Source organism: Bacteroides sp. HF-4919, from assembly GCF_018860125.1.
On record NZ_JAHKNF010000016.1, the window covers coordinates 23,909 to 36,638 of the forward strand.

Here is a 12,730-nt window from a genome sequence, read left to right on the forward strand (position 1 = left end):
TATTCAGTATGAATGTAAAAGAAAAATTTAGGAAGGTACTTGAAGCATTAAATCTGGTTGATAAGGCAAAATCCAAGGAACTTACCAATGAAGATTGGAAAGCTATTGTCGATGCTTATCAAAAAGAATTTCAAGTAACCCTTCAGGATGACATGGCTGCTGACCAGGCTTCACATCAGAACCCGCTTGATCAGGAAGCGATGAATCAGGCTCAGGCCATTTTGGATTCTATTATCGTTCCTCTTAACAGTCATGATGATGATCAGGAACCGAAAGGCGAAAATGGCACTCCCACTAATGGCAAACCTCAGAATGTGGCTCCGGCATCTCCGGAAACAGTAGCTCAGTCTGCAGGGTTGGTTAAGGCTATTGTTGATGGTTTGAAAAATCAGGCGGCAGCCGATATCCCGGTATCAGTTGCTACAGCTTCCAATCTTCAGTTTAATGGACCGGGAAATACCGCTAAGTTCTTATTTGGCATAGAACACCCTATGTTCTCGATGAACAACCGATGGAATAAGATTGCTGCTAACCCTCGTATAGCTGCAGCTATGGAAGATCCGGAAGAGAACGAAGAAGGTGGCTCTTTCCGTAAAGAAGTTGTCAGTTACTCTGTTTCATTGAGGAAACGATACAACTATCTGCATCAAAACCACATGCTGGATGTAAAGAAGCTCGCAGCGGGTGAGTTCTCTACCAATTATGAAGGTGTTGATACAGCCGGAGTCGGTAACCAGCATGTCGTTTTGCGTCAGGATCAGTTGATTGCTCGGGTGTTAAGCAAACGTGACCTGACTCAGTACTTCCCGGTTCGCTATGGAATTCAGGATCATGACCTTGTGTTCAATGCATTCTTCACTGAAGTTTCTCAGGCTTATCAGCAGGGAGAAGTCTTCAAGGGTGACATGAAACTTGAAAACGAGATGGGCCATGTTGACGATGCAATGATCAAGATGAAGTTCGGTCCGATGAAGGACTTGGAACGTAAATACATTGCTTACCTCAATAAAGAAGGTTCCGATCCTATCAAATGGTCTATGATTGAGTTCTGTATATTGAATTCTTTGGAGACAGCTCAGGTTGAACAAAACAAACGCCGTATGCGTGGTATCTATGTTAAACCAGAAACTGGTATTGCCGGTTCTTATCTGAACTCTTCTACAGGTCTCCTTTATACCTTGATCCGTTATCATCATGAAAACAAGATCCTGTTGCATGACGATGCAGCATATCGCTCCTACACTCAAGCTAATATGTTGGATGCAGTTCAGGAATTCCATGCCGATGTTGTTGTATCATGTACCGAGGATATGGATCTGGATCAACACATTCTTTATCTGAATAAGACACACCAACCCTGGTGGATTAAGAATGTACGTGCCAAATATGGTAAGGATACCGATTTCACAGGTCCTAATAGCTATCTGTATGTGGTTCCCGATACGAGTCAGCGCATTATCTGGCTGCCTTATCTTGGACAGATGCCTTTCATGATGATGGATGTTCCCGGAAACCTTCAGTGCCTTGAGTATATTCCCGGTGAAATGTTATCTATCAAGGTCAAGGAAGATATGGAGCTTGTCAAGGCTTGGTCTACATGGAAAGAAGGCTTTGCTGCCGCATTCGTTGGGCGTCGATTCGATACCCGTGCAAAACTGGTTGCTAACAACTATGAATGGCAACAGATATTCATGAACAAGCCATCTGTCAATGTTGATGCTGATGCCACTACAATCACTGCATCGAAAGGATTCTGGCAAGAAACAGTCGAGAACTCTAAAGCCACGGCGATTACTGATATCACTGGAGCTAAAGCCGGAGTTGGATACATTATTGAGTGTGGATCTATAACCAATGCGTCTACCATTGCGAAAACCGGCAAGTTTGCTGAGATTTCGGAAGCATATACACCGACAGCAGTGGGGGATTACATTATGGTGGTACTGAATAAAGATGGTAACTTCCGGGAACTTGAACGTTGTGTCGGAGGTGTACGTAAGGTTAATGCAGACCTTCAGCCCAATCTTCCTGGAGTAAGATAATACTTTTTCATTTCTGTGTTTCAATAGGTTAGTTAGTTTTGGTTGGGGCGGGTGTAATGCCCGCCCTTTCTTTTTTAAATCACATTTAATTCAAAAATATGAAAGCAAGAAAAATTTCAAATCCAATGAAAGGATACCGGGCTGCCCGCAAGTTGCAAACCCGCTTCTTTCTCTCGCTAATGGTACTATTCGCTATTGCATTCGTTGCATGGCTCTTCTTGGATCCGGCAGCATCCGCACATATCTGTATGCCTGGTTTAGGTGGTACGACATTTGCCTCAATGATGTTAATTGGTAACGTTAATGACGTATCCGATCGTCAAACACATGGCTCTAACATTGCCTATAAAGTCTACTTGATAGAACTCTCTCAGATAAATGATAATGTGCGCTTTCCCAAAAAAAATGCCAATAGGGAGGTAAGTACTATTCCGATGAAAGCAGGACAATACATGCAATACTTTGAAGCCCACGATATTCCCACTTACACCGCAACTGGTGAGAAAGGGGATATCACTACCTCTGGGGAAAATAGCTTCGCAATAATTATGGGTGGTATGCGCGACCAGCTATTAGATTTTATAGAGCAGCACGCCGGGAGTAAGTTTGTCATCTTGTTTAAGGAAGTAGGTGAGGACCAGTGGTACATTATCGGTGAATATGATCGTCCGATGATTCTGCAATCTTTCGAAGCGAAGAATGACAAGGATGGTCGCTATGTAACCTTTACTTTCAAACGTACATCTATCGATCAGTATTGTAAATATGTCGGTGATATCGTTCGTGCCCCAGCAACTAATCATACAGTTGATGCTACGACACTTGCTATCAAACCGGAGAGCAACCGTTATGAAATACCGAACGGATCAGCAGCAACTTATGCTATCAATGCTATTTCTGGAGTGACTGCCAACGATAAAGGCCGGTATATAACGCTTGAGGGAACTGGTACCGATAAAGCGGCCACTATTGCCGATGGTGCTGCATTCGTCCTCGAGGATGGTGCAACATGGACTGCCCGTGCCGGCTCTCAGATTACGTTCCGGGTCATGGACACTACTACTCTTGTCGAGGTTCCCGGTAGCCGGATCCAGACAGCTTAATACTTACCTGGGCGGAGCGATCCGCCCATAAACTCAACCTATATGTATTCTTTCAAAGAAAAACAAAAACATTATACGGAACTTCGTAATCCGGATGCTGCAGAGCAGGATCTTGAGCTCCTGCGTAAGAAGCAACCCGAACTATCAACATTGAGTATGTTTTCACGTAATCCGAAGCGATATGCTGATGACATCCTATATGCGTTGTTGGATGTTGCAGAACGTGATGAAATCCGCAATAATCGGCGTACTGTTGAGCAAACTCCAGACCCTAATCCGGAACAACCTGATAAGGTGTCTGAGGTAACTAATCAAGTAGAAGAAGCCGAAGAGCGTACTGAGGAAGCGGAACTTCATACAGAAGAAGTTAAAGAGCGTGTTCAAGAAGCCGAAGAGCGTGCTGAGGATGCGGAACTTCGTACAGAAGAAGCTGAAGAACGTGCCGAAGAAGCGGAACTTCGTGCTGAGGAAGCTGAAGAACGAGCAGAAAGTGCTGAAGCTGCTCTTGAAGAGGAGAAAAAAAAAGCCGTTACTACACTAAAGATGGTAAAGTCCAAAAGCACGAAGAGTACCCCAAAATCGACTGGGACAACCTCTCGGACCCGCAAGTCCAAACGGCCACGATCCTCTACAACGACCGAATCGTAAGTTGGAAACAAATGAAGCAGCTCGACGAGCAGCTGGACAAGAACCCGACTGAAAGAGCTGTCACTGATATGGCAGAGCTCCGCATTCGGAATCTGCTGGCGTTCGAAGAGCTGCAGTCGTTCAACGACACTGGGAAGTTTAGGTACAAACATCCGTTAATCATCCGCCAGTCCGAGAGAGCACAACTGGAGGAACTCCTTCGGAAGAACCCGCAGGAATTCCTGCGATATCACAAGAATGTACTTGATAACATCCGTAGATACGAATCCTACCTGAAGCGTGCCGACCGTGAAAGTCGGCGTGCTCAGGACAAAGAAAACCTTCGCCGTCATCGAGAGCGGGAAGCCCTTTTCAAAGCAATTCTCGAATCAACAACAAATAAAGATTAATCATGGAAAAGCTAATAGAAGTATTTAATTTGGGTGGTCTTCCGACTGCCCCGCTGGATTCATTCTTAGAGCTTCAGGAAGACTTCAAGAAGTCGGATCCTGACAAGTTATCGAAGCTGCAGATGCTAATCATCACTCGTGGCTTCAAGTATGCATTTAAAGCCTGGAAGGATCCTGATGGAAAACTCTGGATTATCGATGCCCATCAACGGAGGAAAGCTCTGCTTGCTCTGCGTAAATCTGGTTTTACTATTCCGGAGATTCCGTATGAACCAATCTTCGCAGCGGATAAAAAAGAAGCAGTCGAGGAAATAGCTGCCTACAACTCTGAGTTCGCCACTAAGAACCCGGACACTTTACTCTTTAAAAAGTACAACATCGATACCGATACTCTTTCCCGGTTCAATCTTGGTTATGAAGTGAAAGCCATCGACTTCAGTCAAAATGCAGCTCCGTTATTCGGATCAGAGCATGAATCAACCGATATTCAGGAAGATGCCATTGATTTCACAGTTCCTACAGAAGACGATGCCAACTCCATTTTTGCGCAACCAGGAGATATCTGGTTACTTGGTAAGAACCGTTTAATGTGTGGTGATTGCCGTTCAAAATCGGATGTCACTGCGTTGATGGACGGACAGCATGCTGACTTGCTTGTCACCGATCCACCTTACAATGTTGCTTATCAGGGTGGGACTGAGGAGGAACTGACTATCCAAAACGATTCCATGGAGAACGATTTGTTTGCTACATTCCTGAAGCAAGTGTTCGCAGTTATGTTTTCTATATTGAAGCCTGGCGGATCCTATTATATTTTTCATGCAGACAGCGAAGGTGAGAACTTCCGGGCCTCTCTTCGGAAAGCAGGGTTCAAAATAGCCCAATGTTGCGTTTGGGTAAAGAACTCCATGGTTATGGGACGGCAGGACTATCAATGGCAGCATGAACCGTGCCTCTATGGATGGAAACCTGGTGCCGCTCACTACTGGAACTCCGATCGTAAGCAGACCACTGTTTGGAACTTCGATAAACCCCAACGCAATGCCATCCATCCGACAATGAAACCCATTGCTTTGATGGCTTATCCCATCTGTAATTCCAGTGCATCCAGTCAGATAGTTGCAGATTTCTTCTCCGGATCCGGTTCTACTCTGATGGCTTGCCAACAGACTGACCGTATATGTCATGCTATGGAAATAGATCCTCGCTATGTTTCAGGCACAGTTCATCGGTACCGGTCTATGTTCCCGGAACAGCCCGTCCGGGTAATTCGTTCTGGGGAACTTCTTACATCTGAGGAAACTTCAAAAATTATCGTATGAAATCAGAACTGACACCAACCTCCGATGTGGATAAAGCCATTTTAATTGGTGATGAATATGTATCTCAAGTGCGCACATTTGGCGCACTTGGTTACTCAGCAGAACGTATCTGTAACCTCCTTGGCTTACGGGGTAAAGAGAAAATTGCTCTTACAATTCGTATCGGTCTTCCTGGTGATGTTTACAACGATGCCTACAGCAATGGGCGTGCTTTGGGTGAGTATAATATTGATGCAGAATTGGCAAAACGTGCTGAAGCTGGCGAGATTGATGCTATCACTGCTTTGGAAACTCGCAAAAATGAACGTATAGAACTTGAACTTCGAAATAATTTATTCGGCGTATGACACAACTTGATATACTTGATAAGATACATCCGGACATGATATCTGCTTTCCTGGTTTCCGGGAAGAGCGATGGCATACCGGCTGATGTGCAACTCTTCCTCAAGCAGCTGCAGTGGGCTGCTGAAATATACGAATACGAACGGAACATTACCCGTGCTGCTAAATTACTAAAGCAGCGTATTAATGCCTTACAGCATCTTAATCTTGATGAACGTACCTGTAAAGCACGTATATATGCTGCCATCAACTACTTTTCGATTGATAATAATGTATCTATAAAAGTATGGGAGTCAAACTATGCGGATAAATACGAAGACCTGGCTAAACTCTCCGCTGTCCGTGGTGACTACAAAACTCAGAAACAGTGTTACGATGCTGCCGCCGAGTGTCGTCGCCGGGCATCGGAGATTGCTGAAGCCGATCGTGATCTTGGTGTTGTCTTTCTTATTTCCCCAGAGATCACTCCTGAAGAACTTGGATATTCTAAGAAGTCTCTTAAAGAAATTGCATCAAAACATAACGAAGGATTCTATTTGAATCTGATTAATAAACTTCCGATCGAGAAGGAAGAGAAAAAACGTCTCCTGCGTGATGCTGATATCCAGGAGGCTGAGTTTACTGAAGTCAATGAAGAATAACTATGTCGATAGAACTTTATTCTCAATCCCGGGACAGCCTTTCTTGTGGCGATAATACCTTCGATGCTACAGCTGAGTTCGAACGTTACTACATGAACTCCATGCAGATTCAGGTGAATGTGTTGGATCCTAACAATATATTTGTTGAAGGTGCCCGTGCAGTCGGCAAGACTGAAGGAGTTATGGGACCGCGTATTATCCGAGTTGCCAATGACATGCCCGGAGAACTTTCTTTCCTGGTGCACAAAACATATATTGCCCTGATGACAAACGTCTGGCCTAATATTCAGGCATATTTTTCTCGGCCGGTAACTGTTGCCGGACGTGTTCGTCCGATGTTGGAGTACGGGATAGACTATGTTGTTGGAGAGGCTAAGATACCTTCTCACTTCCGTCATCCACGCTATCCCATTGCGTACCCGAAACACAGCATCCTGTTTCGCGATGGTCATCATTTGCAGATGGTGAGTTCCGACCAGCCGGAGTCTGTTGCCGGTCGTTCAGGTGTACATGCCTTTATTGAAGAGATGAAGCACAACAAAGGTGAGAAACTGAAGACTCGACTCTTTCCGTCACTTCGTGGATCCTCTGCTGAGATTCGTATGTCGCAATACTATCAGGGTGTAACCGGTGTTTCCGATACAGCTCGTGTGGATCTTGGCGAAGATGACTGGTTCGAAGAGTATGAAAACAATATCGACCAAGCACTTCTTGAGGAAATAGCTACAGTTTCCCTTCACGTTAATGCAGCTATGTACAAGCGTTACAAGCTGTTTGCTCAACAAAAACAAACTACTAATCCGGTTATTCTTGAAGCCATCCGCCTCGAGCTTCAAAAAGTAGAACGTACACTCGCACTCTGGAAATCTCGTCTTGCCGATATGCGTCGTAACGCTACCTTGTACGTGCGGGCCAGTTCATTCTGTAACAAAGATATATTAGGGCCTAAATTCTTCAAGACTCAGATTGAAACCCTTGATATTGACGAGTTTCTGACTTCCATTTGTGCTATTCGCCACAAGGAAGTTGTAAACAAGTTTTTTGCTAATTTCAGGAAGGACTTACATCAGTTTGCCGATAGTTACATTTACGAGTCCATCCTGAAACTTGATCTCCGGGATCACTTCATCTTAACGGCACGTTACCTGAAGCACTATAATAAGCGTGACGAGCTGCTCGTCGGTTATGACCCCGGGCATTTCTCCAGCCTGACCGTTGGCCAGGAGAAGGAATACGGTTCGGAACTCAGGATACTGAAGGAGTTCTTCTGTTACTATCCGGACGAACAGCCGGAACTTGCCCGGCAGTTCTACGAGTTCTTCGGTCAGGATGCTGTCAATAAACACATCATTCTCTATCCTGACCGTGCCGGCAACAAGAAGAAAGAAGACCTGGAAAAGATAACCACCGACTCCCGCATTCTCAAGCGAGAGCTGGAGTCTTACGGCTTTACTGTCGAGCTGATGAACGAAGGTCAGGCAACTGTTTATCACTGGCAACAGTTCAAGCTCTTGCTTCTTATCTTTGGCAATCGCAGTAACGTATTGCCCCGCATCCTTATTGACGAAAACGAATGCAAGAACCTTTGTAGTGCCATCATGCTGTCGCCGCTCAAAAAAACAGATGGCCGTATTGAGTTGGATAAAACTTCTGAGGTAAAAGTACCGCTTAAACTTCAAGCGGGCCTCACAACGCAGATACCAAGTGCGCTTATTTACTTGCTGTTTGGACGTTACGGCGACCGTGTTCAGGCTGAATTATCTTCAATTCCGACTGATTTACCTGATAATTTCTCTATATAATAAGTTCGGTACACATGAAAAACTTTGTATTATCTATAAAAATTGTTCTGTTTGACATTGAAAAAGATACTAACTTATTGAAAATTAATCTTATCACGTTTCAAAAGTTTATTTCTTTTTTTTCGTCAGCTCCCTATCTCCACGCCCCGCTGATAATTCGATATGAGGTGCAGCCTTCGGTCTTTGGCTGGAAATATGAGGGTGTCATCCCGCCGGTCCTTTCTGGGAGGTTCAGAAACAGGTATTTTCGAGCATGGAAACGACAATGACAGGACCGCATGCACTGCAATGGGCAAAAGAGATATCGAAGTTGCCTGATGGGTGCTTTACGATTGCTTTCTTCCCTTACTCGAGGCAGAAGGGTGAAGCATCGGCCAAACTGGTGATTCGAGAGGGATGTAAGTTTCGGACTCAGTTACCACATGAAAGGTTTAGTATCGATGGAGAGAATCTATTCCTCTTCACTGATGGTGATGGAGAGCCAAAGATGTGTTACAGGATCCTGATTCGATATATGGGCTTTCCACAGGACAATTTTAAACTACATAAAATCGACTGGTTATGAGTGATGTAAAGATGTTAGGTGACTATGGTTGCTACATCGATGAAAGTAATGTGATATCATTTCAGGTTGGGGACAACCCCCGAACCGGTATGGATGATCCGGGTTTCTCTGTAGGAGACTATAATCCATTACCGGATATGCAGTGGCAATCTATTAATGGCTATCAAGTGTGTAGCCGTGGCTATAACAACATGAAGTGTGAGGAGGTGGCAGCTGATCTCAAGAAGAATCGTCTGCTACCTCGGCTTATCACTAAACAGGCCAATATGCTGTACGGAAAGGGACCGGCAGTGTACCAGACTGTGTTTGCCGATGGCAAGTTTAAGCGTGAATGGGTTGAGTGCCCGGAGATCATGAATTGGTTGGATAGTTGGAAGGACCGTGGACTTGAAAGCGATTATAAGGAGGTGGCTAAAGCTCTTATTAAAGACTTCTATTATTTTCGTGACTACTTTGTGAAATGGCGATTCTCCGTAGGCCGAAATTTAGGGGCACTGCCTGTTGCCGGTATTGAGACAATGGAGAATAGAAATTGTAGGCTGGCCACGACAAAAAAGGATGTCGCTACCGATCTGGTGTACTATCGTGATTTCCGCTTTATCGCTGTTGGACGTTGGAACTATGGGATATCCAACTTCAAGATTTACCCCAAATTTAACCTGGCAGAAGTTGCCAATTATAAGTATGCTGCCATCTCGCATCACCGGGAGAAGTCAGTCGATGAGTTCTATGGTGTAAATGAAACGCATGAAGGCACTAAGGAATATATCAGAGGTTCTAATGCGACAGCGCGGTATATTAACTCCTTCTTACGTAATAGCCTGGCAGCCAAAATACACATCATCATCCCTAATGCCTGGATAAACGCCAAGCGCACTCAGATACAGAAGCTTTGCGATGAGAACAAGAAACGGGATAAAGACGGAGTGAAGCTATATGTGTTTAATGGTATCGATATAGGTACCGAATTCAAAGAGTCTACACTGATCAAGTATATCCAGTCCGAGCTCCGCAAGATTTCACAATATCTCTCCGGAGCCGATAACCAGGGAAAGGCTTATGCAACAATCAGTTTTAAAAGCAGTAGTAATGAAGAAGAACGCTGGAGAATCGAAACTGTCGACCTGAAATACAAAGAGTATATTGAGTCGTTGATTTCTTATGATAAGCGTGCTGATGAAGTGTTGTTATCAAGTGTCGGACTCGACTCCTCTATCTCCAGTGTTGGAAAAGATGGCGTGATATCCAAGTCCGGATCCGATGCGTACTACAACTATCTAATCTACCTGATGTCTCTCACTCCAGACGAAGAAATCTGCTGTGAGCCTTTTAACTGGGCTATTCAAATCAACTTCCCGGCACTGTATAAGCAAGGTTATAGGCTTGGATTTTACCGGGAAATTCCAAGCCGTCAAGAAGATGTTAAACCAAACGAACGATTAAATCAGCAAGAATCATGATCATTTTAGAAGAACTATTTAAAAACCTGACTGAGTTCCGCCATTATGCACCCTATTCAGAGACAAACATTGAGTTTAAAGACCTCAATAGTTCGGCATCTTCTGCCCGGAAGCAGATATGCATTATACTTTCTAAAGAAGTCTATGACATAGTTCTCAAGAGGGATGGAGAAATACATGATGCTTTGCTGACTGCAATGGCCAACTTAACACTTGCCAAACAGTTAGTGTTTGATGTTGTCAAACAACGAAAATCCGATGTTGACATCTACAAGTATGAGATGGAAGCCATGCGTCGATCCTATATTGAGAACTACTTCAGTGGCATGGATACTCTGATTCAGTTGCTCGATAAGGAGGAAAGTCTGGAAGAATGGAAGAATTCCCGTTATTGCAAGTTACTTTCTTCTCTTCGGATTCAGACTGCAGAGGACTTTGATTTCCTATATTCGATTGACCTTTCTTATCTCTTTTTCTTCCGGATTATTCCACTTCAGAAAGAAGTGTTGGATGAAGGAATGACCAGTTACTTTGAACGTGTCGTTGATAATCAGGAGATGAAGGATTTACTACTGCATGCTCTTGCAAAAAGTACGATTGCTCTTGCCTTGCGTCGATTGGATATTCTTGAGTTTCCATCTACCATTCGTAATCTCTTCGATGACTCTAAAACCACTCGATCCGGAAAGGATGAACAGGAACGTATGTTGGCACTTGCTGAACAGCTAACTGGCGAAGCTCAATCACTACTCAAGAACATCGATCTTATGTTGTCTAACAACGATTCCGGTATAGTAGATACAGAAACATCATTTAATACTCCGGACGACAAAATCATAATGATGCCATGAAAGACAAAATAGAGTTTATGGTCCATGGGAATACGTATTATATTCCCAATTCCTGGGACCAACTAAATAGTTATTTATTCATTAGTCTGATCCGTGACTTTAATCGCATGGTGAAGGGAGAACTTTCACCGGCCATGGTGAGAGTAAACTACGTGTGTAATGTTATGGGGTGGAAGCCAAAGAAGATCCGGGGAGAAGAATCATTCCAGAACCTGGCTTTCCTGGCAGAACAGGTTACCTTTCCATTCGTCATTATGTATCCGGACAACGATATGGCTTTAAGCGAAATGGATCCTGAAACCAGAAAACTTTGCAAAAAGACTCCTCCGGAAAGACTAACTTGTCTCCCCATCGCACGCTATCTCTCACGCTTGGACTATAAATTTGCCTTTGATTGTTGCTTTTGCAAGCAGCTGGTTCCGGCAGTGGTTATTGATGACGATATTTATTCAGCATATTCCATCGATACCAATTTCAATGTCCTGACCTGCTCGTTAACGGCATTGCAATACATCGAGGCCCGTGCCCTGATAGGTAAGTCTGTAGACATGCTTCCATTATTAGCAGCGATCCTGTATTATCCAGGTACATACACTTCAGAAGGAGCTCACCGGTTGGCTACAGTATTCGCAAAACTTCCAGAGGACGAATTACAGGCCATTGCCTTCAATTTCCAGGCTTTCAACAACTACCTGTTTACTCAAACAGACTTTCGGTTACTGACTGCTGCTAAAGAGGGCAAATGTAGTGCTATCAGTACCGGTGCTTTGGAGTCACTGTATAATCTAAGCAATGATGGACTTGGTGACATTACAGCCATCGAGCAGATGAACGTCATCAAGTACCTGACTATCCTCCGGAAGAAGATCATTGAAACCGTTCGGAGCATGAGTGCAATGAAAATGGAAAAGATGGACATTGAGAAGGAAACAGGCTTACCACTCCATATCATTAACCAAATATTATGATACTTGATTTATTCTCTTACTTCGCAAAGTATCCCTCAAGAGAGGGCGTGCTTTCCATCTTTAACAATGGTAGTAGTTCACATGCGCAATATGCCGAATTGCAAGAAACCATTTTAGCTATGCCGGATCCGCTGATCCCTACAATTCAGTCGTATGTTTTTGGACAGTCTTTTGAGTCGGTTAAAGCCCGCATTGATACTCTGGTGGGTACTTATCTCTTTATTGATTATGGTGAGTTTTCTTCCAGGAGTGACAACAGGAACTCAATAGAAGATACCCAGAAGCTGGCGGCCACAATCGCAATGAAACTATCAGACTCCTCGGATCTTGTCGAGGAAGCCATTGCTTCAGACACTTGCCTTGAATACCTGAACACTCTGCGTGCCCATCTTCTGTTTGATGCAGAAAGTGGGAAGATATCCTGGCTAAATCGATCGAACATAAAGATCCTTGATATCATCCCGTTCGTGGCCAAAGAGCTAAAGTCTATCGGATGGACTATGATGTTTGAAGCAGATGGTTCCGATCTGTTCAATGTCAAAGGAAGAGTTACGTCCTTTCGGTAATGTCATTTTAGATATAAATTTGGTATATA

13 protein-coding genes are annotated in these 12,730 nt (G+C 44.0%); all 13 read left to right on the forward strand.

Annotated elements, in window-relative coordinates:
- Positions 1-8 precede the first annotated feature (8 nt).
- The 13 genes from KO473_RS21140 (at position 9) to KO473_RS21200 (ending at position 12,701) form a co-directional block, all read left to right on the forward strand.
- Positions 9-2,042 (forward strand): hypothetical protein, encoded by a 2,034-nt coding sequence (locus tag KO473_RS21140; protein WP_216035151.1) that lies wholly within the window; start codon positions 9-11, stop codon positions 2,040-2,042.
- Between the two features lie 98 nt (positions 2,043-2,140).
- Positions 2,141-3,145, forward strand: a complete 1,005-nt coding sequence (locus KO473_RS21145) for a hypothetical protein (RefSeq protein ID WP_230321793.1) — start codon at positions 2,141-2,143, stop codon at positions 3,143-3,145.
- A gap of 42 nt (positions 3,146-3,187) precedes the next feature.
- Positions 3,188-3,793 carry an alanine-zipper protein gene (locus KO473_RS21150; protein ID WP_216035152.1) on the forward strand — a complete coding sequence of 202 codons (606 nt, stop codon included), beginning with the start codon at positions 3,188-3,190 and terminating at the stop codon, positions 3,791-3,793.
- A gap of 11 nt (positions 3,794-3,804) precedes the next feature.
- Entirely contained in the window at positions 3,805-4,182 is a 378-nt protein-coding gene (locus KO473_RS21155; RefSeq protein WP_196036120.1) for a hypothetical protein, read from the forward strand.
- A gap of 2 nt (positions 4,183-4,184) precedes the next feature.
- Positions 4,185-5,504 carry a site-specific DNA-methyltransferase gene (locus tag KO473_RS21160; RefSeq protein ID WP_216035153.1) on the forward strand — a complete coding sequence of 440 codons (1,320 nt, stop codon included), beginning with the start codon at positions 4,185-4,187 and terminating at the stop codon, positions 5,502-5,504.
- A complete protein-coding gene (locus tag KO473_RS21165; protein ID WP_216035154.1) occupies positions 5,501-5,851 on the forward strand; it encodes a hypothetical protein in 351 nt (116 codons plus the stop codon). The genes KO473_RS21160 and KO473_RS21165 overlap by 4 nt, the downstream gene beginning before the upstream one ends.
- The gene (locus tag KO473_RS21170) at positions 5,848-6,489 is read left to right on the forward strand and encodes a hypothetical protein (RefSeq protein WP_216035155.1); all 642 of its coding nucleotides are present in this window, start codon (positions 5,848-5,850) and stop codon (positions 6,487-6,489) included. The genes KO473_RS21165 and KO473_RS21170 overlap by 4 nt, the downstream gene beginning before the upstream one ends.
- A 2-nt stretch (positions 6,490-6,491) precedes the next feature.
- Entirely contained in the window at positions 6,492-8,291 is a 1,800-nt protein-coding gene (locus KO473_RS21175) for a hypothetical protein (protein ID WP_216035156.1), read from the forward strand.
- A 265-nt stretch (positions 8,292-8,556) separates the two neighbouring features.
- Positions 8,557-8,856, forward strand: coding sequence for a hypothetical protein (locus KO473_RS21180; protein WP_252733292.1), 300 nt, complete (start codon positions 8,557-8,559; stop codon positions 8,854-8,856).
- Positions 8,853-10,316, forward strand: a complete 1,464-nt coding sequence (locus tag KO473_RS21185) for a hypothetical protein (protein WP_216035157.1) — start codon at positions 8,853-8,855, stop codon at positions 10,314-10,316. The genes KO473_RS21180 and KO473_RS21185 overlap by 4 nt, the downstream gene beginning before the upstream one ends.
- Positions 10,313-11,167, forward strand: coding sequence for a hypothetical protein (locus KO473_RS21190; RefSeq protein ID WP_216035158.1), 855 nt, complete (start codon positions 10,313-10,315; stop codon positions 11,165-11,167). Before KO473_RS21185 ends, KO473_RS21190 begins: the two co-directional genes overlap by 4 nt.
- Positions 11,164-12,135: a hypothetical protein gene (locus KO473_RS21195; RefSeq protein ID WP_216035159.1), complete on the forward strand. Its 972-nt coding sequence runs from the start codon at positions 11,164-11,166 to the stop codon at positions 12,133-12,135. Before KO473_RS21190 ends, KO473_RS21195 begins: the two co-directional genes overlap by 4 nt.
- On the forward strand, positions 12,132-12,701 hold the full coding sequence (locus KO473_RS21200; protein ID WP_216035160.1) for a hypothetical protein: 570 nt from the start codon (positions 12,132-12,134) through the stop codon (positions 12,699-12,701). The genes KO473_RS21195 and KO473_RS21200 overlap by 4 nt, the downstream gene beginning before the upstream one ends.
- Positions 12,702-12,730: the final 29 nt, after the last annotated feature.